Here is a 24,641-nt window from a genome sequence, read left to right on the forward strand (position 1 = left end):
GGCGACGAAGGGCATGGTCGAGCCCGCGTCGAGCGGCGCGATCGCCGCCTCGGCCTGGTACGGCCATCGCGGGGGCGGGGCGCATCCCCGCCGCGTCCTGCCTCAGTCGAACCGCAGAACGCTCTCGCCGACCCAGCCGGGAAGCTGGTCCGGCCGCGCCGGCGCGAATAGCTCGTAATAGACGCAGCCTTCGGGCCCGGCACCGACGGCGGCATGGCGCGAGCCGGGCGGAAAGAAGACGAGATCACCCGGGTGGGCGTCGAACTCCCTGCCGTCGACCATCAGCCGCACCGTGCCGGAGATCATGATCAGGATCTGCTCGTTGTCGTGCCAGTGCGTCTTGCCGTCGAACTGCGCGTCCGGGGCTGTCACGACGCGCACGGCGGAGATCTTCTCCGCGCAGATGCCCTGGCGGTCGGAACCAGCCCGCATCCCCGCCGCAACCGGTATCTTGCTCCAGTCTATCAGCATGTCTGTCTCCGGGACCTGGTCCGATCTGCTGGAATTGCCCTAGAGCATGATCCCGAAAAGATCATGCTCGAACAAAGAGATAGAGATGGGATGCGATTCAGCTCGATCGCATCCCGCCCTAGACGCTCGGGATCAGCCCGCCGTCGACGCGCACGACCGATCCGGTCACGTAGGATGCCCGCTCACTCGCGAGAAACGCGACTGTGTCGGCATATTCCTCCGGCCGGCCGTAGCGCTTGAGCGGAATGCTGCCCGTGCTCTCCGCCTGGACCTCCTCGACGCTGCGGCCTTCGCGTTTGGCCTTCATCTCGTCGAGATAGGTGATGCGGCCCGTGGCGACGCGGCCGGGCACGACGATGTTGCAGGTTATCCCGTCAGGCCCGACCTCGCGCGCCAGCGTCTTCGACCAGCCGACCAGCGTCTGCCGCAGCGCGTTCGACAGGCCGAGATTGGGGATCGGCGCGATGACGCCCGACGAGGTCGAGGTGACTATGCGTCCCCATTTCTGCTCCCGCATGTCCGGCAGCACGGCGTCGGTGATGGCGATGACCGACAGGACCATGGCTTCGAAATAGCGCTGCCAGTCTTCGGCTTTCTGGCCGGAAACCGGTGTCGGCGGCGGGCCGCCGGTGATGTTGACGAGGATGGAGACCTTGCCCATCTTCTCGCGGATGCGGGCGAGACCGGGCGCGATCGCGGTGCGGTCGGCGAGGTCCCATCCGAGGTCGATCGCCTTTCCGCCGGCCGCGCTGATCGCCTCGGCGCGCGTCCTGGCCGCCGCCGCGTCGATGTCGGCCACCGCAACCGCCGCGCCCTCGCGCGCCAGCGAGTCGGCGATGGCGCCGCCCAGTCCCCCGCCCGCGCCAAGAACGAGGGCGACACGTCCGTTCAGTCCCAGATCCATGCCGGGTCTCCTGTCCCTGGTTGTGGTTCCCGCCCCGACCGGCCCGCGCTCAGAGGCTGGCGAGGAAATGGTCGACGATGCGCCCGCGCGTCGTGACCCAGATGTCGTCGCGGCCAGCGCACATCTTGGCGATCTCGCCATAGGCCCAGGCTCCGCCCGGCCGGCCGTAGCAATGGGTATGCACCAGCACGTCCAGGATCACCGTATCGTTTTTCGCGGCGAGCGTGTGCTCCAGCGCATCGGAGAATATCTCGACGAACTGGCGGGGCGAGCGCCCGAAGCGCATCGAATGCGACAGGTCGTTGAACTCGATGTTGAGTGGCACCGAGACGATCTCGCCCTCCTCGTAACGCTGGATGTAAGGCAGGTCCGTGTCGAGGAAGTCGCCCTGCCACCGGTAGCCGTTTGCGACGAGGCGGCGCATCGTGTCGTGGCCGGCCGTGGCGCGCGGGCTGATCCAGCCGGCGGGCCGTGTTCCCGTCACCTGTTCGAGATTGGCGGTCGTGCGACGGATGTATTCCTCGTCGTCCTCCGCCGAAAGGGTCGAGGGGATCAGGTCCTGGGCGTAGCCGTGCGACACGATCTCGTGGCCGGCGGCCGCAACGGCCTTGACCTGCTCCGGATCGCGCTCGGCGAGCACGCCGGAGGTGAAGATGTTGGCGCTGACCCCTGCCTCCGCAAGCACACGCATCAGCCTACGGATGCCCGTCGTCGCGCCGTAGCGGCCATAGCTGTCGGCATTGGGATCGAACTTGCCGCCGGGAAGCGGGTTGCCCATCGGACCGATGCCGGAAGCAGCGCCTTCGGACCACACCTCGTAGGCGATGTTGAAGACGACGGCCACGTTGCGGCCGCCAGGCCAGCGCAGGTCCGCCGGGGCCAGAACGATCTCCGGCAATGCAGTCGACGCCACGAACTCCTCCATCACGCAATTGTCGTGAACCTCACCTAGCCAGCTGGCGGCATGTAAGGAATTGCATATTGTTCAGCGTGAAATGAATGTCGTGCATGATGAAGCGCGTGCAGGTTCACCTGCGCGATTTGAACGCGCTGCATGCGGCGTTTCTGGTAGAGACGGGGAACGTCCACCGGCCACGGGTCTGCCCCATGGTTCTCCTCGTGGTTCGGGACGCGTGTCGGCGCGCATGTCGCACGGCTCGGGGAGGGGTCCCCGAGCCGGTCGCAGCCTTCGCCGGCGCGGCGTGGGCGGGAGGGCTGGATGTCACGCCGTGCGCGCCGGGGAAGATGTCGCGTTGGGAGGTATCATGTCGGGAGGCGTGGCTGGCCGTAGGGTGGGTATGATCGTGCCGTCGGGGAACATCCTGGCGGAGGATCAGGTGCGCGCCATGATGCCGGCCGAGATCGGGCTTCACGTCACCCGCCTCAAGCTCAAGGGCAGCAGCGCCGCCGAACTCGACGCGATGATCGCCGATCTGCCGAAGGCGGCGGACCTTCTTGCCGACGCGCGCGTCGACCTCATCGCCTTCAACTGCACGGCAGTCTCGACCCGCTCCCGCGACGCGGACAGGACCATAACGGACGAGATCGCCCGGACGACCGGGATTGCGGCGGTGACCACCGCCGAGGCGCTTCTGGCCGGGCTCGCCGTGCTCGGCGCGCGCTCCATCGTTCTGGTGACGCCCTATATCGCCTCGGTTGTCGACGCCGAGGCTGCGTATTTCCGCGATCACGGCCTCGACGTCGTAGAGGCCGTCGGCGCGGGGATCGATTCAAACTGGGACATGGCGCAGGCGCGGCCCGAACGCTGGCGGGAGCTTCTCCTGGCGCATCGCTCGGCGCGCGCTGACGCCTACGTCCTGAGCTGCACCGCGATCCGCACCCACGAGATCATCGGCGCGCTCGAGCACGAGGTCGGGCGGCCCGTGCTGACGAGCAACCAGGCGATCGCCTGGCACGCGACCCGCAAGACCGGCTCGTCGGCCCGCCTTGCCGGTTTCGGGCGGCTGCTGGCCGAATACTAGGCATGCGTCGGCGCCGCCGGTGCCGACTTTGATGAACGGAGGAGATGACAATGACGAAACTGACCCTTGGAAAGCTGGCCGGCATCGCCGGCGTCGCGCTGGCGCTGTCGCTTTCGATCGCCCGCGCCGAGAACTGGGACGTGGCCACCCCCTATCCGGAAGCCAACTTCCACACCCAGAACATCATCCAGTTCGCGAAGGACGTCGAGGAGGCCACCGAAGGTGCGCTGACATTCACGGTTCATCCCGCCAACTCGCTGATCGCGCATCCCGAAATCAAGAATTCGGTTCGCTCCGGCACCATTCCGGCCGGCGAGTTCCTGCTCGGCCAGCTCGCCAACGAGCATCCGATCTTCGAGCTGGACATGCTGCCCTTCATCGTCGGCGGCTACGACGATGCGCGCGCGATCTGGGCGGCGTCGAAGGAGCGCGTCACCGAACTGCTCGGCCGGCAGAACCTGCGCGTCCTGTTCTCCGTGCCGTGGCCGAACAACGGCATCTATTCCAGCCGCGAGATCAACACGCCCGGCGACATCGGCGGCCTGAAGATGCGCACCTATAACGCCACCACCGACCGGCTGGCGGAGCTCCTCGGCGCGGTCCCGACCCAGGTCGAGGTGTCCGACATCTCACAGGCGTTCGCCATGGGCCGCGTCGAAGCCGTCATCACGTCGGCCGCCACAGGCGTCTCCATCTCCGCCTGGGACTTCGTCGACCGCTACTACGACGTCAACTCCTTCCTGGGGAAGAACATCGTCGTAGTGAACGAGCGCCGCTTCGCGGCGCTGCCGGCGGAGGTTCAGGAGGCCGTTCTGAAGGCCGCCGAGGCGGCCGAGGTCCGCGGCTGGGAAGCCTCCGTCAAGAACAACCAGGACATGGCCGCCGTGCTCGTCTCCAAGGGCATGAACGTGCAGAAAGTGGCGCCGGAGGTCGAGGCGCGCTTCAAGGAGGTCGGGCAGACCATTCTGCGCGAGTGGCTTGCCCGCGCCAGCGAGGAGGACGCCGCCGTGGTGAAGGGCTTCCTGAAGGACTAATCTGGCGCCGGCGCCGGAGGGCTTCTTCTCCGGCGCCGCCATATCCGGATCGCGTCTGCACCGAAGGAGGGTTGCGTGGCACGCAAGGCAATGGATTTCCTGTACCGCGCCAGCGAGACGCTTTCGGCGCTGTGCATATTCCTCATCACCGCCATCATACTCGTCCAGGTGACGTTCGGCATCGTCGACCGCATCGCCCGCCTGCTCGGATACGAGGCGTTGGGTCTCTCCGTGCCCTCATATGCGGACCTCTGCGGCTTCCTGCTCGCTGCGGCGATCTTCCTCGGGCTCGCCGCGACGCTGAAGGTCGGCGGCCATGTGCGCGTGAACCTCGTCCTCAAGAGCGTGCCCGACCGCATGCGGCAGGTGCTCTCGCTCGTCTGCGCGGTCTTCGCGCTGGCCGCCTCGGCCTACTTCTGCTGGCGTGCCGGCGCCATGGTCCATGAGAGCTGGCTCTACGGCGATCTCTCCTTCGGCAAGATCGTGATTCCGATGTGGATTCCGCAGTCGGCCATGGTCGTGGGTCTCGGCGTGCTGACGCTCGCCTTCCTCGACCTGACCCTGTCGCTGCTGCGCGGAAGGGAGGACCTGACCGCGCGCGAAGACAGCATCACATCAGCAGGCTGATTTCATGGATATTCTCGTCGCACTGGTCGTTCTGGCCTCGCTCGTCTTCTTCCTCGGGCTCGGCGTCTGGGTCGCCTTCTCGCTGATGGCGGTCGCCGGCATCTCGGTCTATTTCTTCACCAACATTCCAGTCGGCCAGATCCTGGCGACATCGAGCTGGTCGGCCGCCAACTCCTATTCGCTCACCGCGCTGCCGCTGTTCATATGGATGGGCGAGATCCTGACGCGCTCGCGCATGTCGGAGGATCTGTTCACCGGCCTGGCGCCGTGGATGCGGCGCATACCCGGCCGCCTCATCCACATCAATATCCTCGGCAGCGGTATCTTCGCCGCCGTCGCCGGATCGTCGGCTGCCACCTGCGCCACGGTCGGCCGCATGTCCATTCCCGAACTGAGGCGACGCGGCTACGACGACAAGCTGATCTTCGGCACGCTGGCGGCCTCCTCCACGCTCGGCCTGCTGATCCCGCCGTCGATGATCATGATCGTCTACGGCGTCGCGACCGAGCAGTCGGTGGCGCGCCTGTTCATCGCCGGCATCCTGCCGGGGCTGATGCTGATCGCTCTATTCATGGGTTACATCGTCGTGCGGGCGCTGCTGAATCCTGGCCTGGTGCCCGCCGCCGAGCCGCGCATGCCGCTGCGCGAGAAGCTGCGCCAATCGCGCCGCCTGCTGCCGGTCTTCGCGCTCATCGTTTGCGTGGTCGGCGCGATCTATGGCGGTCTCGCCAGCCCGACCGACGCGGCAGCCGTCGGCGTCGGCTTCTCGCTGCTGATCGTCTACCTGTCCGGCGACTGGGAATGGAAGGTGATCAAGGCAGGGCTGATAAGCGCCTCCTACACCACCTGCATGATCGGCCTGATCGTGGTCACTGCCAATTTCCTGACCGCCGCGATGGGCTTCGTCGGCTTGCCGCGCAACCTCGCCAACTGGATCGCCGCCATGGAGCTTTCGCCCTATGCGCTGATCGCGGCGCTGACCGTGTTCTTCGTCATCATCGGCACCGCGCTCGACGGCATCTCGATCGTGATCCTGACCGCCTCCATCATCATGCCGATGGTTGTCGCCGCCGGGATCGATCCCATCTGGTTCGGCATCTATCTGGTGATCGCCGTCGAGGTCAGCCTGCTGACGCCGCCGGTCGGATTCAACCTGTTCGTCATCCAGGGGATCACCGGCGAGAACATCTTCAGGATCGCCTGGTCGGCGATGCCGTTCTTCTTCCTGATGATGCTGGCGATCGTCATCCTGTGCATCTGGCCCGAGATCGCGACATGGTTGCCCGACGCGATGCTGTCGCGATAAGGTCCGGCGCCAGCGCGGGCGCCGAGGCCGGGAGCCAAATGAACCTCCGGAAGTTCGATCTCAATCTCCTGGTGATCTTCCAGGCCATCATGGAGCAGCAGTCGGTGGTGGCCGCGGCCACGAAGATCGGCCTTTCGGCGCCTGCGGTCAGCCACGCGCTCGCGCGGCTCCGGGTCATGTTCAACGACGAACTGTTCCGGCGCACCGCCAGGGGGCTAGAGCCGACGGAGCGGGCGCGCGAACTCTATGGCGAGGTCGTCTCGGGCCTCGGCCACATCCAGAACGCGCTTGAACGCCAGCACGTCTTCGACCCGGCGACTTCGGAGCAGGTATTCACCGTCCAGATCACTGACTATGTCAGCGGCACGCTGCTGCCGCGCCTCGCGGCGCGGCTGCGGACGGAGGCGCCGGGCGTGTCGGTCCATGTCGTTCCCTTCTCAACCGGAGCCGACAACGACCGCATCGACGCGGACGTGCAGATCCGCTTCACCCCGGGCGACCAGGCGCTCTCCCATGCCTATTCGCAGCGGCTGCTGCTCGACAAGTTCGTCGTCATCATGCGCCCCAACCATCCGGCCGCCGACGAGGAGATGACGCCCGAGCGCTATGCCAGGCTGAATCACGCCCGTCTTTCGCCCGCGGCGGCGGGCACCTCAATCGTGGACGACGCCCTGGAACGACGCGGCCTGAAGCGTCGGGTTGTGATGTCGGTACCGACCTGGCCCGACATTCCGCCGATCATCGAGGGAACAGACCTGATCGCGATCATTCCGCGAAGCTGGTCGCTGTCCGACAGCCGCATCGCCGCGCTCGTGTCCCGCCCGCTGCCGCTTCCCGAGGTGGTCTACTCCATCGACTTGTGTTGGGATCGCCGTAAGGACCGCAACTCCAGCCAGAAATGGTTCCGCGGCCTGATCGCGAAGCTGTTCGCGTAAGGCCCTGGAAGAAGAAGGACGTCTCAGTTCGGCGGGCCCGCCGGCGTCCCGTTGCGGCGCGGGTTGACTGTCGGCACGGGCGGATCGGCGATCTCGTCCCAGGTCGTCTGCGGCTCCTCGGCAGGCGTATCGACGCGGCCGCCGGAGAGTTTTCCGGCTGACGATGCGGTTAGCCACCCGTTTCAGCGAAGACGAGCCGCTGTCTCATCGTCATGTCGTCGATCGTCCACGAATTGCTGCGCGCCCATCCGCGCATAGCCCGACTGGTGTTCGGTCCGCCAGTCCCCGACAAATGCCTCGACAACCTCGGCCCAATCCGATGCGCCGGCTTTGCTGCAAAAGAGCGATACTTGGGCGCTGGCCGACCCGACGAAAGCAAGCCCGGCGATACAGGCCGATGACAACAGATACTTCATGCGCCGCCCCTGAACCGAAATCTATTTCTCGACGAAGAAACGGGCGTCGAAAAGCCCCTCGATCATACGGCAGTTGCCCGGATCGCCACCCCCTTCGTAGTCTTCCGCAAGACACAGTTCGGCGGCGAAGGTGCCCGCGGCGCGACCCTCCTCGCCATCGATCTCAAGGGTGGTGAAGGTTACGCGGGGATCGATCGGCCTTTCCTCGGATGTCCGCTGTGGCGGGCGCCCTTGTGGCGCGTAGATAATCTGTCGCTGGGGTCACCAACACAGCAGGATGCAGCATGCAACCGACGTCTATGCCACGATCGACAAATAGGGATTGTTCGGCGGCACGTCATCGAACAGGCTTCGCGGGTCCTTCAACAGGTAGCCGTGCAGCCGCCGCGACTTACGCTGTCCCGTGACCTCGCATGTCCAGATATTCAAGCCGTTGGGCTGCTTGCGATGCAGTTGCAGCTTCTCGAAACGCTTCTGCACCCATTCCAGCTCGGTGAGCTTCTCCTGTCGGGCGAGGACGCCGGCTTGCGGGTGTTCCAGAGTATAGCGGTGAAACAATCCCGGGCTCACCAGCATGACCGTATCCGCGACGGTATGAACGCGGGCCTTCGCGTCGTTGATGACGATCTTGCGAGTTTCGATACCGCTGCGCAGCCACTCCAAGAAATGCTCACCGGACGGTGTCGGTGCCTCGGCACCGCCGTGAGCGTCGGGAGCCGGTTGGGCTTCCTGCGGCGCGCCAGGCGAACGAGGTTCTGCCTCGACCAAGGGCGACGCGTCCGGCAGATGCGTCTCATCATTGTCGGCGTCCGGCGAGCCGATCAATCCGAGCAGTTCATCGATCGCGCCGCCCACCTGAAGCGGCACGGATGAGACTAAAGCCGGCTTTGCTGCCGCGAGAGCCGTCACCGGCGAAGCGGCGTCGATTTCTGCAGCCGCTGACAAGGCTGGCTGTATCGCGCCGTCACCGACCTCGCCATCGGGGCCGATGATCACACTCACAGAGCCCGCAAAGGATGGCGGCCGCTCTTCGCTTTCCCAAATCAGGGCAGGCGATAGACGCAGCAGCGTAAAGCTGTGCGACCAGCCACTGTCGCTCGTGACGGTCGCTCTCCAGATCGCCTTTCCTTCCGGGGTGGCTTGCAGGATTCCGTGATCCTGAAGCACGGTGAAGACGGCGGTGTTGTTCGCCGGTATTCCCTCGAAGCCTTGGGACAGCAGGTGGGCGCGCAGCTTGTCCGACACCGTCTTGCTGACCAGCCACAGATCCTCGTTGGTCAACCAGCCGTCCGATGCCTGTGGCTGGTTGAGTTTCAGTTCTTCCCTGAGCAGGTAGCGCAGCCCTTCGAGCAATTTGCGCTGCAATGCGTGCTTCGGTGCTGCCATCGCACGGGCAGGATCGCCGCCCAGATCCTGTGCGACCGAGGCGCGGTCGGCCTGCACCACAAGTTCGCCCAATATGCCGGCATGCTCGTATTGTCCTGCGAGGACGTAGAGCAGAGACGACCAGACCTGGGTGAAGCCGCAGAGCCAATCCAGGATCCCGCGATCGAGAATCTGATGGTGGATCAACCCGGTTGCCGCCCCGTGAAGGCGATATTCGCGATCCCTTCGATACCGGAAGCGATAGGGCTGCCTCACCGGACCGTGCCAGGGATGCCAGACATTCCCGTCCTCCAACTCGACATGCAAGTCGACGGCGAGCTTGCCGATATCGTGCAGCAGCGAGGCATAGGCGATCGCGCCGGTCCACGCCTCGGATTGCTCCGCCTGTTCCTCCGGGGTCGTGCCGGCCGGCAGGATAGCCGGCCTTGCGGCCGAGCAGCGTGAACAGCCGGCTGAGATTCATGCCGATGAGCCAATCGGCCCGCGAACGTGCAAGGGCCGAATGATAGAGCGGCAGCGTCTCGGAACCGGGTTTCAGGGCGCCGAGGGCCTTGCGGATGGAGGCATCGTTAAGCGCCGACAGCCATAGACGCTGGATCGGACCACGATAGCCACACAGGTTGATGATCTCGCGAGCGATCATCTCGCCCTCGCGGTCGGCATCCGTCGCAATCACCAGCTCGGACGCCTCGCCGACCAGGTCCGTCACGATCTTGAACTGCGCGGCCGTCGCCGGTTTGATGTCGATGCGCCAGGAGCGCGGAATAATAGGAAGCTGATCTATCGACCAGCGCTTGTACTGCTCGTCGTAGGCTTCGGGTTGCGCCGCCTCGACCAGATGACCGATGCACCAGGTAACGACGGCATTACCGCCATTGTAGCAGCCGTTGCCGCGTTGCCTGGCGCCCACCACCCGGGCGATATCCTTGCCCTGACTGGGCTTCTCGCAAAGAAAGACACGCATCCGTTCCCCGTTGGCGTCGTGAATCGCTGGGTGGCGGATGCAACATGTCCGCTTCGGACGAGACCGACAGCAAACAAGGTGTACGCACTACCAACCGGTTTCGGGTGCGAAGACGAACCGTATGCGAACTGCGCTGGAATATTTCCATATCGGCCAGGCGCCGCCCCGCGGGGACACTGCTATCAATGGCATTCTAGGGCCGTGTCATGACGACGACCGTGATTCTCGACCCTGCCGGTAAATCCTTCACAATGAGACGTGGCGTGTGGTCCAGCGTCCATCTGATCGCCCATCTACCTAAGTGGCTGGCCTTCTACAGGCGGCAGCAGGAATTGCACCCGGCGCATGCGGAGTTGTATGCGGAAAGCTGCAACACGCTGGAACGGCTCGCAGCAGCGATAGGCCGAAGCAGCGTGGCGGCGGATTTGAGTGAAGAAGCGAGGGTGGGCAGCTTGCCATCGCCTCCTGAGGCGCCGCCGGCCGCGAATCTTGACGACGGATCACCGCCGCATTACTTTTCCCCTTACGGATTGTAAGGAGATGCTGCGATGCCAACGGCCACCATCACCTCGAAAGGACAGATCACGCTTCCGCAGCAGGTCAGGAATGACATGGGCCTGACTGCCGGAGATCGGGTCGATTTCATCAGGATGGAGGACGGCCACTATGCGGTCGTCCCGGCCTCGCATTCGATCAAATCCCTGAAAGGGATCATTCCACGCCCCGGCCGGCCCGTCAGTCTTGAAGACATGCAGGCGGCGATCGAAGCCGGGGCGACGGGAGAATGATCGGCGTCGATACCAATCTGCTCGTCCGCTATCTGGCGCAGGACGACGCCGTGCAATCGCCCGTGGCCTCGCAGATCATCGACGGCTTCACGCCCGAAGAACCCGGCTACATCTCGCAGGTGGTGCTTGTCGAAACCGTCTGGGTTTTGACCCGTGCCTACAAGACGCCGCGCGAGGCCATTGCCGACATTGTCGAATCCCTCCTTCGAGCGCGTGAAATCGTGGTCGACCGGGCCGATGCCAGCTATCTGGCGCTCGCCACCTATCGCGCGACGAAGGCGGACTTTTCCGATGCCTTGATCGCTCATAGCGGGCGTCTGGCCGGCTGCAGCGAAACGTTGACCTTCGACAAGCCGGCGGCAAACCACGCCGGATTGCGGCTTGTCGTCACGTAACCACGGACCGCTCCGCGGCGGCACGCCTTCAGGAGCACGACGCGCCGTTCAGCAGACTCCGTCAGCACGAGGAACGTCGTGTTCCTGAAGGCGCGTAGCCCGTCTCGCGCGATCCTGAACCCAGATGTGCGCTGCCGACTGAGCGCTGGTGCACGAGACTCTCATTGTCGGCGCTTGCTGGCGCACGGAGGGCGGCCATCAATTGTTGCAGCCGCCCTCGCTGCGCCGCCTAAGCCTTGGTCTTCTTTCCCCTCGTTTCCTTCTGCTGCTCATTTCCACTCGGCTTCGTTTCCCCATCAATCTCCTGACGCTTCGGGCTGAGGGTCACGGCTTCGATGCGGTAGGGCATGATGGCGATCCGCCGTGCCTCGACTTTGAACGTCGTCCGCTCGTTGTTGTCTGTCCGTCGTCAGGGTTTTTGGGACAACAGGCGGCGTGAGCTAACGGAGGCTCTGGTCCATCAGGTTTGTCACATTAGGCCGCTGCATCTCGATGAAGCAAGCGGCGCTGTTTGATGGTTTTGCGTTTGATCCTTTCCCTTTCCAGCGTGATGATATCGCCGCGCCCGAAGTAGACGTCGGCAGGGGTGAGATTGTCGAGGCTCTCGTGGTAGCGGCGGTGGTTGTAGTGATCGACGAACGCCGCGACCTGCTGCTCGAGATCACCCGGCAGGAAGTAGTTTTCGAGCAGGATGCGGTTCTTCAACGTCTGGTGCCATCGCTCGATCTTGCCTTGGGTCTGAGGATGGCAGGGCGCCCCGCGCGTATGTTCCATGCCCTTGTCGGATAGCCATGCGGCCAGGTCGGAAGAGACGTAAGAGGGGCCGTTGTCGGACAACAGCCGCGGCCGCTGCACCACCCTGGCGCTGTCGCAGCCAGAAGCCTGCAGCGCGATGGTCAGCGTGTCGGTGACGTCCTCGGCCTTCATCGTGGTGCACAGCTTCCAGGCGATGATGTAGCGAGAGAAGTCGTCGAGCACGGTCGACAGGTAGAACCACCCCCAGCCGATCACCTTCAAGTAGGTAAAGTCGGTCTGCCAGAGCTGGTTGGGCGCCGTCGTCTTGTCGTGGAACTCATCGGCGGCCTTGATGACGATGAAGGCGGGGCTGGTGATCAGGTCGTGGGCCTTGAGCAGGCGATAGACTGAGGATTCCGAGACGAAGTAGCCCCTCGTGTCGGTGAAGGTGACCGCCAGTTCCCGTGGCGACAGCTCCGGCTCGTTCAACGCCAGCTCAATGATCTGATCGCGTTTCTCCTCGGGGATGCGGTTCCAGACCCGGTTCGGCCGGGGCCTGCGATCCTCCAGCGCATCGACACCGCCGGCCAGGAAACGGTCATACCAGCGATTGAAGGTCGAGCGCGGAATACCGAGTTTTTGCAGCGTGCGCCGCGCCGACAGATGCGACTGCTCGACGAGCCGAATGATCTCCAGCTTCTCGGATGCGGGGTATCTCATTCGTCGTCGCCCCCATCCGCAATCATGCTTTTTTTAAGAATCCGCAGTTCCAGCGCCTGCTCGGCGACGACCTCCTTGAGATCGCGCGCCTCCTTGCGCAGAACCTTCACCTCGTCGCTGGTGGCGGCGCGCGCCGTATCCCCGGCAAGCCGCTTCTTGCCGGCTTCCAGGAATTCCTTCGACCAGGTGTAATAAAGGCTCTCCGCGATCCCCTCGCGCCGGCACAGCGCCGCGATCGACTCTTCGCCGCGCAAGCCCTCCAGCACGATGCGGATCTTCTCCTCGGCCGAATATTGCTTGCGGGTTGCGCGGCGGATGTCTTTGATGACCTGCTCTGCCGGCGCTTTCCCGGTTCCGGATTTCTGTCTCATCTTCGCTCCTTTGAAAGGCTACGATGAACCAGAAATCCTCCGTTCTCAGTTAAGCCGATTTGGTCCCATCAGTGCTGACGCCGGACAGAAGATTTCCTGCTGCTTTGCGTCGAGAAGAAGCCATCACATCAGGATGACTGGGGTTCGCCTGGTCGGCAAGCTCCGTCAGCCAAGCGGTGCGCGTCAGTCAAGCATCGTCCGTCTTGCTGCGGCTTTGCGGGCGGAAGTGCTCGGAGTTAACAGGTCTGCCAGCCCGGTCGCGGCCGTCACGACCCGACGGCGCTCCTCGGCATCGAGGCGCGCGAACCGTTGCAGGAACAGCTCGCCCAGAGGCGACGGCGCAGAAGCAAGGATGGCGAGGCCGCGTTCCGTCAGCCGCGTATGCACGATGCGCCGGTCGCTGCCCGAACGGTAGCGGTGGATCAGGTCGCGCTCCTCCAGATTGTCGAGAACCGTCACCACCGTCGCCGCGCTGATGTCGGCATAGGTCGACAGGGCCGCCGACGTCACCTCGCCCAACTCCGCGATCCCCTTCATCACCACGAGCTGCGCCGCCGTCAGACCGCTTGCCTTGGCGAGCGCCCTGGACTGGAGGTCGTGAGCGCGCACGATCCGGCGGATCGCTTTCTCGATGGCCCTGATATCCGCCTCAGGAAACCTTTTGCGCACCCGCGCGTTGGCAAGGCCAGCAGTCATTTCTCACCGCCATAATTTGACATCTAATTATCAGATGTATAATAAAATCGGCGATAACACAATGTAATTGAAAGGGTTCCGACCAACTCGTGTGTGGAATTTGCGGAGAAATACGGTTCGACGGCACATCGCCGTCGGCGCTCACCCAGACCAGGATGATGGAAGCGCTCGCGCCACGGGGACCTGACGGTTCCGGCCTCGTCATCCACGATAACGCGGCGCTCGCGCATCGGCGGCTCAGGATCATCGACCTGTCCGAGCGGGCGCGCCAGCCCATGGTCGATGCCGAGCTCGGCCTGACCGTCGCCTTCAACGGCTGCATCTACAACTACCCCGAATTGCGCGCCGAGCTTGAAGCGAAGGGCTATCGCTTCTTCAGCCACGGCGACACCGAGGTCATCCTCAAGGCGTGGCACGCCTGGGGCAAAGACTGCGTCGGCCGCTTTCACGGCATGTTCGCCTTCGTCATCCACGAGCGCGACACGGGCCGGGTCGTCATGGCGCGCGACCGCTTCGGCATCAAGCCGCTCTACCTCGCCGAGACGCCCGGCTCGCTGCGATTCGCCTCGTCGCTGCCGGCGCTGCTGAAGGGCGGCGGCATCGACACGTCGATCGACCGCCACGCGCTGCATCACTACCTGTCGTTCCATGCCGTGGTGCCGCCGCCGCGCACCATCCTCAACGGCGTGCGCAAGCTGCCGCCCGCGACGATCCGCGTCATCGAGCCGGACGGGCGCAAGGCCGACACCGTTTACTGGTCGCCGCCCTACGAGCGTGACCCGGCGCTGGCGGAGCTGTCCGCGGACGAATGGCGCGACAGGGTGCTGGAGGCGCTGCGCAGGGCGGTCAGGCGGCGCATGGTGGCGGACGTGCCGGTGGGCGTCCTGCTGTCCGGCGGGGTCGATTCGTCGATGATCGTCGGCCTGCTGGCCGAGGAGGGCCAGCACGGGCTGATGACCTTCTCGGTCGGATTCGAGGAAGCGAACGGCGAGAAGGGCGACGAGTTTGTCTATTCCGACCTGATCGCCCGCCATTTCGACACCGACCATCACAAGATCTTCGTGCTGTCCGACCGGCTGATGGAGGCGCTGCCCGGCGTGTTCGCCGCGATGTCGGAGCCGATGGTCTCCTACGACAATGTCGGCTTCTACCTGCTGGCGCAGGAAGTCTCGAAGCACATCAAGGTCGTCCAGTCCGGGCAGGGCGCGGACGAGGTCTTCGGCGGCTATCACTGGTACCCGCCGTTGGCGGCGTCCGAGGATGTCGCCGCCGACTACGCGCGCGTCTTCTTCGACCGCTCGCACGAGACGATGAAGGCGCATGTCAACCCGGAGTGGCTTCCCGACGACGACCCGAGCTTCGCGCTGGTGGCCGGGCATCTTTCGCGGGCCGGCGCCGATACGCCCGTCGACGCGGCGCTCCGGCTCGACAGCCAGGTGATGCTGGTCGACGACCCGGTCAAGCGCGTCGACAACATGACCATGGCGTGGGGGCTCGAGGCGCGCGTGCCGTTCCTCGACCACGAGCTGGTCGAGCTGGCCGCGCGGATACCGCCCGAGGAGAAGCTGCGCGACAACGGCAAGGGCGTGCTCAAGGACGCCGCCCGTCTCGTCGTCCCCGACGCGGTGATCGACCGGCCGAAGGGCTATTTCCCGGTGCCGCAGCTCAAATATGTCGACGGCCCCTATCTCGACATGGTGCGCGACGCGCTGACTTCGCGTGCCGCCCGCGAACGCGGCATCTTCCGCGAAGACTATCTGGCTCGGCTTTTCGCTGATCCGTCCGGGCACATCACCCCGTTGCAGGGGTCCGAACTGTGGCAGGCGGGATTGCTGGAACTGTGGATGCAGACCCATGGGATATGAGAGCGTGACCAAAGAGAACAGGAGCGGCCGCGTCCGCGCCGACAAGGCGGTGGCCCGTCGCCTGCGGCGGCTGCGCGCCGAGACGATGAAGCTCGCCATGGGCGGCGACGAGCCGAAGCCCGCCGCCTCGGTCGATTGCGGCTGGGGACGGCTGATCTTCGCCCAGACCTTCGACGATCCCGCCGCGCTGGTCGACGTGCTGCGCAAGGAGGCTCCCGAGCGCCGCGACATCGTCTTCTACGTGCGCGACCCGCACGTCCTGCTGGCACGCGCGCCGCAGGAGATCTTCCTCGACCCCTCGCACACGTTCCGGCTCGATCTGGCAACCTACCGCTCCGGCCGTCGCCAGCCACGCGGCTTCTTCGTGCGCAGGTTGTCCTCGGAGGCGGACGCGCGCGCCGTCAACCGCATCTATGCCGCGCGCGGCATGGTGCCGGTCCGGCCCGACTTCTTCTGGTCGAACCGCGACAACCGCGCCATCACCTATTTCGTCGCCGAGGACGAGGCGTCGGGCGAGATCATCGGCACCGTCACCGGCATCGACCATGGCCGCGCCTTCGCCGATCCCGAGCGGGGCGCCTCGCTATGGTGCCTCGCCGTCGACCCGCAGGCGCGCCATCCGGGCATCGGCGAGATGCTGGTGCGCCGGCTCGCCGAGCATTTTTCCGCGCGGGGCGCGGCCTATATGGACCTGTCCGTGCTTCACGACAACGAGCAGGCGATCGCGCTCTACGACAAGCTCGGCTTTCGCCGCGTGCCGGTTTTCGCGGTCAAGCGCAAGAACCCGATCAACGAGAAGCTGTTCGCCCGCCCGCTCGACGAATACGACACGCTCAACCCCTATGCCCGCCTCATCGTCGACGAGGCGCACCGGCGCGGCGTGCATGTGGAGATCACCGATGCGGAAGGCGGGTTCTTCCGTCTGTCGCATGGCGGCCGCTCGGTCCATTGCCGCGAGAGCCTGTCGGAGCTGACCTCGGCGGTGGCCATGTCGATCTGCGACGACAAGGCGGTAACGCGCCGCGTGGTCGGGAATGCCGGGCTGGCCGTGCCGGAGCAGATCGCGGCCGGCGATGACGCGGCGCTGGAAGCCTTCCTGGAAAAGCACCGCCGCGTCGTGGTCAAGCCCGCGCGCGGCGAACAGGGCAGAGGCGTTGCGGTCGGCCTCGACACGCTCGAGGACGCGCAGCGCGCCATCGCCGCGGCGCGGGAGATCTGCGACCGCGTGCTGGTGGAAGCCTGCTTCGAGGGCGAGGATCTGCGCCTCGTGGTGATCGATTTCCGCCTGGTCGCCGCCGCCGTGCGCCGCCCGCCATCCATCGTCGGCGACGGGCGGCGGAAGGTGAAAAGCCTGATCGCGAGCCAGTCGCGCCGCCGCGCCGCCGCCACGGGCGGCGAGAGCCGTATTCCGGTCGACGCGGAGACGGAACGCTGCCTCGCCGCCGCCGGCTTCACGCTCGACAGCATACCGGGCGAGAGCGAGGAGATCGTCGTGCGCAAGACCGCGAACCTGCACACGGGCGGCTCCATTCACGACGTCACCGGCATCGTCCATCATCGTCTGGTGGAAGCCGCGATCAAGGCCGCGCGCGCCATCGACATCCCGGTCGTCGGCATCGACTTCATGGTGAAGAGCCCGAGCGAGCCGGATTACGTTTTCATCGAGGCCAACGAGCGGCCCGGCCTTGCCAATCACGAGCCGCAGCCGACGGCCGAGCGGTTCCTCGACCTGCTGTTCCCGCTCTCGGGCCACCGCGCGGCCACGCTGGCGCTCGGCAGGCCGTGACATGCCGGACCATGACATGCGGATTGACGAAGCCTATCTCGTCGCCCAGCTGCGGGCGCTGCTCTCCATCGACAGCCCCACCGGCTACACCGATCAGGTGGTGCGCCACTGCTCGAAGGAGCTTTCGCGGCTGGGGCTTGCGCCGGAGCTGACCCGGCGCGGCGCGATCCGCGCCGTGCGACGCGGCAGCCGCCGCAACGGTGCGCGCGCCATCGTGGCGCATCTCGATACGCTCGGCGCGCAGGTCAAGCTGGTCAAGGACAACGGCCGGCTGGAGCTGGTGCCGATCGGCCACTGGTCAGCCCGTTTCGCCGAGGGCGCGCGCGTCACCCTCTACAGCGAGCCGGGCACGTTCCGCGGCAGCGTCCTGCCGCTGAAGGCCTCTGGCCACACCTTCAACGACGAGGTCGACACGCTGCCCGTCGGCTGGCCCTTCGTCGAGCTGCGCATCGACGCCGTGACGCAGTCGAAAGCGGAAACGCGGGCGCTCGGCATCGACGTCGGCGATTTCGTCGCCTTCGACGCCAATCCGGAGATTCTCGACAACGGCTTCATCAATGCCCGTCATCTCGACGACAAGGCCGGCGTGGCGATCGCACTGGCCGCCGTCGAGGCGCTCGGGCGCGAGAGCGTGAAGACGCCGGTCGACATCCATTTCCTGTTCACGATCGCCGAGGAAGTCGGCGTCGGCGCCGCGGCGATCGTCACGCCCGAGATCGCCTCGATGGTGACGATCGACAACGGCACCACCGCGCCGGGCCAGAATTCGTCCGAATTCGGCGTGACGGTCGCGATGGCCGACCAGTCGGGCCCTTTCGACTACCACCTGACGAGGAAGCTGGTGGACCTGTGCCGCGAGCACGACATCCCGTTCCAGAAGGATGTGTTCCGTTACTATCGTTCGGATTCCGCCTCGGCGATTGAGGCCGGCCACGACGTACGCACGGCGCTGATCGCCTTCGGCGTAGACGCCTCGCATGGCTATGAGCGCATTCATGCCCATGCGCTGACCTCGGTGGCGCGGTTGACGGCGCTCTATGCCGCAAGCCCGCTGGAGATCGCGCGTGACCTCGAGGAGGTGTCCGGGCTCGCCGGCTTCCCCCGCCAGCCGACCGTCGAGGCCGACCAGCCCGAATTCGACCCGGAGGACATCGGCCCGCCCGCCGGGGCCGGCCCGCTCGACTAGATCGTTGCTTCTACGCAATTCCAGACGGAAAACCGCTTCGCACTTTTCCTGGAATTGCTCTGGCCGCCGGCGGCGGTGGACCCTCGATGGTTGACGGTCGCGGACGAGATCGGGCAGACCGGTCTTGTCGTCCGTCCCGAACGTGGACCTGATCTCATGACCGCCCGCAGCGCCTGTTTCGTCCTCCTCGCCTTTCTCGTTGCCTTTGCCGGCGCAGCGCCGGCAAAGGCGCAGGAGGCGGACGGGACGGAACGCGCCGCGCGGCCCGTGGCGGTCGGCGTCTATGTGCACCCGCCCTTCGTCATCAGGAAGGGCGACGCATTCACGGGAATGGCCATCGAATTGTGGGAGTGGGTGGCCAACCAGCGCGGCATCGAGAGCCGGTATGTCGAGTTGGGCAATGTGGGCGAGCTGGTCGACGCCGCCGCGGCGGGCGATATCGACGTCGCCGTCACCAACATGACCGTCACCAGGGAGCGCGCCGAGCGCATCGACTTCACGCATCCCTGGTTCGATGCCGGCCAGCGCATCATGGTCAACGAGGAGCGCGGCGCGGGCTTCCGGGACGTCTTCAGAGGGTTGAGCGATTCCGGCCATCTGCGCGCCTATGGCTGGATCGCTCTCGTTATCCTCGCCGCGACATTCCTCATGACCCTGTTCGATCGCCGCTTCGACAAGGATTTTCCGCGCCGGTGGCGCGATGGCGTTGCCGAGAGCTTCTATACGGTCATGTCCGTGGCGACCTCGGGCCGCTCGCCGACGCGCAAGAACCTGTTCGGCTGGGTAGGGCGCATCTGGCAGGGCCTGTGGCTCGCCTGCGGCGTCGCCGTGCTCGCCTATGTCACGTCGTCCGTGACCAGCGTCATGACGACGTTGTCCCTGACCAACCAGATCAACAGCGTATCCGACCTGGGCGGCCGCAGCGTCGGGGTCCAGCCCGGCAGCGTGTCGGAGGATTATGCGCGTCAGGCGGGCTTCGGCACCCATCCCTTCGAGCATATCGACGAGGCTGTCGAGGCGCTCCTCGACGGGCGGATCGACGCGATCATCGGCGACGCGCCGGTGCTCGAATACTACGCCCACACCCATCCGGGTCAGCCGGTCACGGTGGTCGGGCCGATCTTCGCGCCGGACAAGTACGCATTCGGGCTGACCCGCCGGAGCGAGCTGACCCGCCCGCTCACGGTCGAGCTGATCGGCGCGCATGAAAGCGGCCTGATCGAGGAGATCAGGACGCGATATTTCGGGAAGGATCCGTAGGGATCCCGGCCGGGTCCCTTGCGTGTCGTTCCACGCATCGGCCCGCCTACTTCCGCCAGTTCAGGATGCGCAGGTTGCATCACAAGGGTGACGAAAAGCCCTTCCCGAAATCCTTGTGCCCTGGCGACACGGCCTCAGGAGCGCAGCGCCGGCGTCCGGCGGCAGGTGATCAGCGCGCGGTCAGCAGCTTGCCGATCACGGCCACGCACAGGAAGTCTTCGTGGATATCAGGCGCTTCTGGCATCGAAGGATCTGGACCGGTTGGCGCTACCCCACAGCGATAAGCGCGCTTTGCCTGCCGCTCCTATTCCGCAATGATGCAAAGCCCCTGCATGACCTCCAACACCTCGGCCGGCGGGCGCATCTCCGTGACGAGAGACAGGCTGTTCGACCTACCAGAAAACCGCACGACGGCCGACTTGCGGAATTTCGAACTATCTCCCACAACGAACGAATGCTCGGCCTGCTCCATGGCAGCCTGCTTTACCCCCACTTTCTCGATATCGTAGTCCATGAACGCGCCGTCGCGATCGATCCCCGAAAAGCCGATGACCGCGTAATCGAAGCGGAAACGCGACAGGGTGGACAGCGTCGTTTCACCGACCAGCGACCCGTCCACCCCGCGAACGGAACCGCCGATGACGAACAAGTCTATGGCGGGATGATCAGATAGAATGGTCGCCGCGGCGAGGCTTGCCGTGAACACATGCAACCGGCGCTTGCCGGCGAGTTCGCGAGCAACCGCCTCGACCGTAGTGCCGACGTCCAGAAAAACCACGCTGCCGTCGGGGATCAGCGAGGCGGCCTTCGCGGCGATGCGCTGCTTCGCGTCGGCGGCGACCGTCCGCTTTTCGGCATAGCCCAGCCGCACCGACGTCTCGCGCACCCCGACACCGCCGTGGAACCGCTGCAGCATCCCTTCCGCGTCGAGACGGATGATGTCGCGCCGCACGCTTTGCGCCGAGACCCCGAAATCGCGGGCGAGGTTGTCGATCGTGGCGAAACCCTGCTGGGTGACGATTTCAACAATCCGCGCCTGACGCTCGGTGATCGGCTCTTTCATCTGGGTATCCATAGGCGATCCTGTTAGCGGGTCACGCAATATGTAAATTATCTTCCATATAGGGTGACAGTATGATATGTCATCCGGCAAGAGGAGAACAATCGTGAGCAAGCAGCTTTTCTGGTCAGAGGCCGAAAAGGGCCTCTTTGGCGAGAGCGGGCGTTTCGACGCCTGGGCGCTGGAGTGGCGATCGGCGGAAATTCCGGGCGACGCTGCGCCGATGCTTCCGCTCGACGCCCTTCGCAAGATCGTGGCCAATGGCGCTATGCGTCGCATTCCTGTCGGCATCATCGGCCCCAAGGTCGCCACGGACGAAGAACTGGCCATTGCCGAACATCTCGGCGGCGAACTGCAGAAACTCGGCCTTCAGCTTCTGTGCGGCGGCAAGAACGGCGTCATGGAGGCTGCCTGCAAGGGCTATGCCGAGGCAGGCGGGCTGGCGATCGGCCTGCTGCCGGACGAGGAGTGGACCGCGGCCAACGCGTATGTCGCCATCCCGATCCCTACCGGCATCGGCCCTGCCCGCAACGCGATCATCGCGCGCGGCTGCCAGATCCTGATCGCCATCGGCGGCGGGCACGGCACCTTGTCGGAAATGGCGCTCGGGCTTCACTTCAACCGGCCGGTGCTGGCCCTCGGCAATGCGCCGTCCGTCGACGGGGCCACGCTGTGCAATAGCCCGCGACAGGCGCTTGAACTGACGGCGGCGCACATCCTGCGATAGCAGTAGCGTCATAAAACTATCATCTATCGTGAATATGAGCGGTTTATGATCGAAAATTTACAAACGAGGCGACTGACGGGAGAGAGGGTGCCGTGCTGTTTGTCACCGTCCTTTACCTGATCTTTCTGGCCGCGCCGATCCTGCTGCTGCTGATGGGCTCGTTCGGCGAGGTCTGGAGCAACACACTGCTGCCACAGGGCTTCACAACCCGCTGGTATCTGGAAATCGCCGCCGATCCGAGCTTCCGCCGCGCCTTCGTCACCAGCCTGCAAGTCGTCGCGGCAACATGCGTGCTCAATGTGATCGTAGGCCTGCCGCTCGCCTACGCCATTCATTCGGCCGCGCATCGCGGGGTGCAGTTCGCCGCTCGCCTCGCGGCGCTGATGCCTGTGGCGGCGCCCGAGCTGGTGCTCGCCTTCGGCTTCATTCTCGTCTTTTCCTCGGACACGCTGCCGTGGCTCGGAAGTTTCTGGCTGCTGGTGGCAGCGCATCTGGTGCTCACGCTTCCTTACAGCGTAACGACGCTGCTGGCCGACATGGAACAGATGAGGCTTGCCGACTATGAGGGCGTCGCCGCCTCGCTCGGCGCAGGCTTCGCCCAGCGTGTGCGCGACGTGGTGATGCCGCTTCTGGGCGCAAGCCTCACCTCGTCGCTCCTGACCGTCGCGGCGCTGTCGATCGGCGAGTTCCAGATTTCGAACCTCATTTCCGGCTTCCTGTCGCGGCCCTATCCGGTGGTGCTACTGCAGGCGTTCTACGGCGCAACCGGCTTCGCCTGCGCGGCGACCGTGGTGCTTCTGGTCCTCGCGGCCATCGCCTCCGTCGCAAGCTCGCTCACGGCGCGCGCCACAGCCAGCGGAAGGACCGGCTGATGCTTCATCTCGACAATGTTTCCTTCCGCTATCCCGGCGCAATGGCCGGCGTGAGCGACGTGTCGCTGGAGGTCGCGCCCGGCGAACTGGTGGCTGTGATCGGCGCATCGGGTTCCGGCAAGACGACCCTGCTCAACCTTTTCGCAGGGTTCCTCAACCCCACGCGGGGAGAGGTCAGGATCGACGGCAAGGACGTGTCGCCCCTGCCGCCCGAAAAGCGCAATCTCGGCATCGTCTTTCAGAGCTACGGCCTGTTCCCGCATATGCGGGCATGGGAAAACGTCGCCTACCCCCTGAAGGTGCGGGGCGTGGCGCGGGCGGACCGCCGGACGCGCGCGATCGAGGCGCTGCGGCGCGTCGGCATGGGCGACCGTGTCGACAACGGCCCACGGGAACTATCCGGCGGGCAGCAGCAGCGCGTCGCGCTGGCGCGGGCGCTGGTGTTCCAGCCGCGCGGGCTGCTGCTGGACGAGCCGCTATCGGCGCTGGACGCCAACCTGCGCGTCGAGATGCGCGACGAGATCCTGCGCGTGCAGCGCGCCGCCGGCATCGCGGCGCTGCTGGTCACCCACGATCAGGAGGAAGCGCTTTCGATCGCCGATCGGGTCGCCGTGGTGCGCGACGGCAGGCTGGTGCAGATCGCGCCGCCGCGCGAGCTTTACGACACGCCCGCGGATGAAGGCATCGCGCGCTTCGTCGGCGACGCCAATCTCTGGCAGGCCACAGTCGTGGCTGCCGGTCAGGTGCGGACGCCTGTCGGTCTTCTTGCCTGCGACACGAAGGGTTTCGGCACCGGCGATGCCGTGGTCGTGCTGGTCAGGCCGGAAAACGTCGTGCCGATGGATGGCGCGGGCGGGAAGGCCGTCAACAGCTTCAGCGGCGAAATCGTCGTGGACCGCTTTCTCGGCGCGGCCCGTCGGCTCGACCTCGCCGCCGGCGACGGCTCGATCCGCATGGAGACAAGAACTCGCGATGCCATAGAAGGTGTCACGATCCCGCCGGAGGCGATCCGGCTGCTTCCGCCTACCAAACAGGGACAGCAGTAGAGAGGAAAACGAAATGAACAGGCACATCGGTATTGGCGCCTTGCTGGCGTGCTCGCTGCTCGCGAGCCCCGCTTCGGCTTTCGAAGGCGAGGAACTGTACGAGGGCGAGAAGGCCCTCTACGAGGCAGCTCAGGAGGAGGGCATGGTCGTCTCCTTCGACACCGGCCCGACCTGGGCGAACTGGGCGGCGCAGTTCAAGGCGTTCAAGGAGCGCTATCCGGGCGTGGAGATCGTCTACAACGACATCGGCTCCGCAGCGACCGTGGTGGCGCTTGACAAGTCGAAGAACCGTCCGCAGGCCGACACGGCCTATTACTTCGCGGCATCCGCGCTCGACGCCGCCGAAAAGGGCCTCGTAGCCGATTTCGAGCCAGTCAATTTCGACAAGCTGCCGGAAGCGTTCCGCCACGAGAGCGGCCAATGGTTCACCATCCACACGCTGAACGTCGCCTTCCTCGTCAACACCAAGCTGGTCGAGAACGTGCCGCAAAGCTGGGCCGACCTTCTGAAACCCGAATACAAGAACGCGATCGTCTATCAGGACCCGCGCTCGACCGGCCAGGGCCAGGTCGTCGCCTTCGCAGCGGCGTTCGGCAATGGCGGCGACATGGACAATGTTCAGCCGGGCATCGATTATCTCGGCGAGATGACCAAGGCCGGCAACGTCCTGCGCACAGTCGGCACCACGCCCTACGCTCAGTTCCTGAAGGGCGAGATTCCGATCTGGATCGGCTACGAGAACGACGGCCTCAAAGCCAAGCATCTCGACGGCATGGGCGACGACATCGCCGTGGTCATGCCTCAGGAAGCCTCGGCCGCAGCGCCCTACGCCATCTCGCTGGTCAAGGACGGCCCGAACCCGAATGCCGGCAAGCTCTGGCTCAACTTCATCATGACCGAGATGGGGCAGGGCATCTTCGCCGAAGGCTTCGTGCGTCCGTCGGTTCCGGGCGTCACGCTTCCAGAAAGCGTCGCCGACAAACTGCCCGACGCGCCGCAGCTCCAGCCGGTCGACATCGTCAAGGCGACGGCGAAGAAGGCCGAGATCGACGCAGGCTGGGCCAAGGCCGTCCTCGGCCAGTAAGGACCGGCAACGCGTGGCTCGCGGG

General features: G+C 65.3%; 23 protein-coding genes and 3 pseudogenes. 16 read left to right on the top strand and 10 right to left on the bottom strand.

The window, feature by feature from the left end; translation table 11 throughout:
* Positions 1-102: 102 nt before the first annotated feature.
* The 3 genes from M9945_RS06115 to M9945_RS06125 form a co-directional block, all read right to left on the bottom strand.
* A complete protein-coding gene (locus tag M9945_RS06115) occupies positions 103-471 on the bottom strand; it encodes a cupin domain-containing protein (protein WP_367931436.1) in 369 nt (122 codons plus the stop codon).
* A gap of 118 nt (positions 472-589) precedes the next feature.
* Positions 590-1,375, bottom strand: coding sequence for an SDR family oxidoreductase (locus M9945_RS06120; RefSeq protein ID WP_367931435.1), 786 nt, complete (start codon positions 1,373-1,375; stop codon positions 590-592).
* Between the two features lie 49 nt (positions 1,376-1,424).
* Positions 1,425-2,288 (bottom strand): polysaccharide deacetylase family protein, encoded by an 864-nt coding sequence (locus M9945_RS06125; RefSeq protein ID WP_367943829.1) that lies wholly within the window; start codon positions 2,286-2,288, stop codon positions 1,425-1,427.
* A 352-nt stretch (positions 2,289-2,640) separates the two neighbouring features.
* On the opposite strand from M9945_RS06125, the gene M9945_RS06130 reads away from it, so the two are divergent.
* The 5 genes from M9945_RS06130 to M9945_RS06150 all read left to right on the top strand — a co-directional run bounded on the left by M9945_RS06130 (position 2,641) and on the right by M9945_RS06150 (position 7,259).
* Entirely contained in the window at positions 2,641-3,357 is a 717-nt protein-coding gene (locus M9945_RS06130) for a hypothetical protein (RefSeq protein WP_367943830.1), read from the top strand.
* 50 nt (positions 3,358-3,407) lie between these two features.
* On the top strand, positions 3,408-4,391 hold the full coding sequence (locus tag M9945_RS06135; protein ID WP_367943831.1) for a TRAP transporter substrate-binding protein: 984 nt from the start codon (positions 3,408-3,410) through the stop codon (positions 4,389-4,391).
* Positions 4,392-4,466: 75 nt separating this feature from the next.
* On the top strand, positions 4,467-5,018 hold the full coding sequence (locus M9945_RS06140; protein WP_367931431.1) for a TRAP transporter small permease: 552 nt from the start codon (positions 4,467-4,469) through the stop codon (positions 5,016-5,018).
* Positions 5,019-5,022: 4 nt separating this feature from the next.
* Positions 5,023-6,324, top strand: a complete 1,302-nt coding sequence (locus M9945_RS06145) for a TRAP transporter large permease (RefSeq protein WP_367931430.1) — start codon at positions 5,023-5,025, stop codon at positions 6,322-6,324.
* A complete protein-coding gene (locus tag M9945_RS06150; protein ID WP_367931429.1) occupies positions 6,294-7,259 on the top strand; it encodes a LysR family transcriptional regulator in 966 nt (321 codons plus the stop codon). The genes M9945_RS06145 and M9945_RS06150 overlap by 31 nt, the downstream gene beginning before the upstream one ends.
* 182 nt (positions 7,260-7,441) lie before the next feature.
* Here the strand turns inward: M9945_RS06150 and M9945_RS06155 are convergent, their stop codons facing one another.
* From M9945_RS06155 to M9945_RS06165, 3 genes and pseudogenes are all read right to left on the bottom strand, one after another.
* Positions 7,442-7,675, bottom strand: coding sequence for a hypothetical protein (locus M9945_RS06155; protein ID WP_367931428.1), 234 nt, complete (start codon positions 7,673-7,675; stop codon positions 7,442-7,444).
* Between the two features lie 297 nt (positions 7,676-7,972).
* Positions 7,973-9,478: pseudogene (gene mobH, locus M9945_RS06160) on the bottom strand (MobH family relaxase); the annotation flags it as partial.
* Positions 9,477-10,025: pseudogene (locus tag M9945_RS06165) on the bottom strand (toprim domain-containing protein); the annotation flags it as partial. The pseudogenes M9945_RS06165 and mobH, both read right to left, overlap by 2 nt.
* Before the next feature lie 206 nt (positions 10,026-10,231).
* On the opposite strand from M9945_RS06165, the gene M9945_RS06170 reads away from it, so the two are divergent.
* Genes M9945_RS06170 through M9945_RS06180 form a run of 3 tightly spaced genes read left to right on the top strand, consistent with a single transcriptional unit; the run spans position 10,232 to position 11,208 of the window.
* Positions 10,232-10,561 (top strand): hypothetical protein, encoded by a 330-nt coding sequence (locus tag M9945_RS06170; RefSeq protein ID WP_367931427.1) that lies wholly within the window; start codon positions 10,232-10,234, stop codon positions 10,559-10,561.
* Positions 10,562-10,573: 12 nt separating this feature from the next.
* Entirely contained in the window at positions 10,574-10,813 is a 240-nt protein-coding gene (locus M9945_RS06175; RefSeq protein ID WP_367931426.1) for an AbrB/MazE/SpoVT family DNA-binding domain-containing protein, read from the top strand.
* On the top strand, positions 10,810-11,208 hold the full coding sequence (locus tag M9945_RS06180) for a PIN domain-containing protein (protein WP_367931425.1): 399 nt from the start codon (positions 10,810-10,812) through the stop codon (positions 11,206-11,208). The genes M9945_RS06175 and M9945_RS06180 overlap by 4 nt, the downstream gene beginning before the upstream one ends.
* Positions 11,209-11,437: 229 nt before the next feature.
* Here the strand turns inward: M9945_RS06180 and M9945_RS06185 are convergent.
* The 3 genes and pseudogenes from M9945_RS06185 to M9945_RS06195 form a co-directional block, all read right to left on the bottom strand.
* A pseudogene (locus tag M9945_RS06185) lies at positions 11,438-11,608 on the bottom strand (single-stranded DNA-binding protein); the annotation flags it as partial.
* A gap of 74 nt (positions 11,609-11,682) precedes the next feature.
* Positions 11,683-13,034, bottom strand: a protein-coding gene (locus tag M9945_RS06190; RefSeq protein WP_367930840.1) for an IS3 family transposase whose coding sequence is annotated in 2 segments (ribosomal slippage) — positions 11,683-12,698 and positions 12,698-13,034 — 1,353 coding nt in all. Because the reading frame shifts where the segments join, the coding sequence is not laid out codon by codon here.
* A gap of 183 nt (positions 13,035-13,217) precedes the next feature.
* Entirely contained in the window at positions 13,218-13,730 is a 513-nt protein-coding gene (locus tag M9945_RS06195) for a MarR family winged helix-turn-helix transcriptional regulator (protein WP_367943832.1), read from the bottom strand.
* An 89-nt stretch (positions 13,731-13,819) separates the two neighbouring features.
* Here M9945_RS06195 and M9945_RS06200 point away from each other — a divergent pair, with 89 nt between their 5' ends.
* The 4 genes from M9945_RS06200 to M9945_RS06215 all read left to right on the top strand — a co-directional run bounded on the left by M9945_RS06200 (position 13,820) and on the right by M9945_RS06215 (position 19,827).
* Positions 13,820-15,595, top strand: coding sequence for an N-acetylglutaminylglutamine amidotransferase (locus M9945_RS06200; RefSeq protein ID WP_367943833.1), 1,776 nt, complete (start codon positions 13,820-13,822; stop codon positions 15,593-15,595).
* 85 nt (positions 15,596-15,680) lie between these two features.
* Positions 15,681-17,381 (top strand): N-acetylglutaminylglutamine synthetase, encoded by a 1,701-nt coding sequence (ngg, locus tag M9945_RS06205; protein ID WP_367944781.1) that lies wholly within the window; start codon positions 15,681-15,683, stop codon positions 17,379-17,381.
* A gap of 16 nt (positions 17,382-17,397) precedes the next feature.
* A complete protein-coding gene (locus tag M9945_RS06210) occupies positions 17,398-18,567 on the top strand; it encodes an osmoprotectant NAGGN system M42 family peptidase (protein WP_367943834.1) in 1,170 nt (389 codons plus the stop codon).
* 156 nt (positions 18,568-18,723) lie between these two features.
* Positions 18,724-19,827, top strand: coding sequence for a transporter substrate-binding domain-containing protein (locus tag M9945_RS06215; RefSeq protein ID WP_367943835.1), 1,104 nt, complete (start codon positions 18,724-18,726; stop codon positions 19,825-19,827).
* Positions 19,828-20,131: 304 nt separating this feature from the next.
* Here M9945_RS06215 and M9945_RS06220 read toward each other — a convergent pair whose 3' ends face one another.
* Positions 20,132-20,890: a DeoR/GlpR family DNA-binding transcription regulator gene (locus M9945_RS06220; protein ID WP_367943836.1), complete on the bottom strand. Its 759-nt coding sequence runs from the start codon at positions 20,888-20,890 to the stop codon at positions 20,132-20,134.
* A gap of 103 nt (positions 20,891-20,993) precedes the next feature.
* Here M9945_RS06220 and M9945_RS06225 point away from each other — a divergent pair, with 103 nt between their 5' ends.
* From M9945_RS06225 to M9945_RS06240, 4 genes are all read left to right on the top strand, one after another.
* Positions 20,994-21,614 carry a TIGR00725 family protein gene (locus M9945_RS06225; protein WP_367931562.1) on the top strand — a complete coding sequence of 207 codons (621 nt, stop codon included), beginning with the start codon at positions 20,994-20,996 and terminating at the stop codon, positions 21,612-21,614.
* A 92-nt stretch (positions 21,615-21,706) separates the two neighbouring features.
* Positions 21,707-22,486, top strand: a complete 780-nt coding sequence (locus M9945_RS06230; protein ID WP_367943837.1) for an ABC transporter permease — start codon at positions 21,707-21,709, stop codon at positions 22,484-22,486.
* Positions 22,486-23,532 carry an ABC transporter ATP-binding protein gene (locus tag M9945_RS06235; protein ID WP_367943838.1) on the top strand — a complete coding sequence of 349 codons (1,047 nt, stop codon included), beginning with the start codon at positions 22,486-22,488 and terminating at the stop codon, positions 23,530-23,532. The genes M9945_RS06230 and M9945_RS06235 overlap by 1 nt, the downstream gene beginning before the upstream one ends.
* Positions 23,533-23,545: 13 nt before the next feature.
* Entirely contained in the window at positions 23,546-24,616 is a 1,071-nt protein-coding gene (locus tag M9945_RS06240) for an extracellular solute-binding protein (protein ID WP_367943839.1), read from the top strand.
* Positions 24,617-24,641: the final 25 nt, after the last annotated feature.

The sequence above is a fragment of the Aquamicrobium sp. genome (assembly GCF_023954335.1).
Classification (GTDB): Bacteria; Pseudomonadota; Alphaproteobacteria; order Rhizobiales; family Rhizobiaceae; genus Aerobium.

Excerpts from the sequence above, each read along its gene's own strand:
- M9945_RS06170 (WP_367931427.1), top strand. The coding sequence starts at position 10,232 with ATGACGACGACCGTGATTCTCGACCCTGCCGGTAAATCCTTCACAATG.
- M9945_RS06145 (WP_367931430.1), top strand. The coding sequence starts at position 5,023 with ATGGATATTCTCGTCGCACTGGTCGTTCTGGCCTCGCTCGTCTTCTTC.
- M9945_RS06195 (WP_367943832.1), bottom strand. The coding sequence starts at position 13,730 with ATGACTGCTGGCCTTGCCAACGCGCGGGTGCGCAAAAGGTTTCCTGAG.
- M9945_RS06175 (WP_367931426.1), top strand. The coding sequence starts at position 10,574 with ATGCCAACGGCCACCATCACCTCGAAAGGACAGATCACGCTTCCGCAG.
- M9945_RS06235 (WP_367943838.1), top strand. The coding sequence starts at position 22,486 with ATGCTTCATCTCGACAATGTTTCCTTCCGCTATCCCGGCGCAATGGCC.
- M9945_RS06115 (WP_367931436.1), bottom strand. The coding sequence starts at position 471 with ATGCTGATAGACTGGAGCAAGATACCGGTTGCGGCGGGGATGCGGGCT.
- M9945_RS06220 (WP_367943836.1), bottom strand. The coding sequence starts at position 20,890 with ATGAAAGAGCCGATCACCGAGCGTCAGGCGCGGATTGTTGAAATCGTC.
- M9945_RS06135 (WP_367943831.1), top strand. The coding sequence starts at position 3,408 with ATGACGAAACTGACCCTTGGAAAGCTGGCCGGCATCGCCGGCGTCGCG.
- M9945_RS06130 (WP_367943830.1), top strand. The coding sequence starts at position 2,641 with ATGTCGGGAGGCGTGGCTGGCCGTAGGGTGGGTATGATCGTGCCGTCG.
- M9945_RS06240 (WP_367943839.1), top strand. The coding sequence starts at position 23,546 with ATGAACAGGCACATCGGTATTGGCGCCTTGCTGGCGTGCTCGCTGCTC.
- M9945_RS06210 (WP_367943834.1), top strand. The coding sequence starts at position 17,398 with ATGCGGATTGACGAAGCCTATCTCGTCGCCCAGCTGCGGGCGCTGCTC.
- M9945_RS06150 (WP_367931429.1), top strand. The coding sequence starts at position 6,294 with ATGGTTGCCCGACGCGATGCTGTCGCGATAAGGTCCGGCGCCAGCGCG.
- M9945_RS06215 (WP_367943835.1), top strand. The coding sequence starts at position 18,724 with ATGACCGCCCGCAGCGCCTGTTTCGTCCTCCTCGCCTTTCTCGTTGCC.
- M9945_RS06180 (WP_367931425.1), top strand. The coding sequence starts at position 10,810 with ATGATCGGCGTCGATACCAATCTGCTCGTCCGCTATCTGGCGCAGGAC.
- M9945_RS06120 (WP_367931435.1), bottom strand. The coding sequence starts at position 1,375 with ATGGATCTGGGACTGAACGGACGTGTCGCCCTCGTTCTTGGCGCGGGC.
- ngg (WP_367944781.1), top strand. The coding sequence starts at position 15,681 with ATGAAGCTCGCCATGGGCGGCGACGAGCCGAAGCCCGCCGCCTCGGTC.
- M9945_RS06155 (WP_367931428.1), bottom strand. The coding sequence starts at position 7,675 with ATGAAGTATCTGTTGTCATCGGCCTGTATCGCCGGGCTTGCTTTCGTC.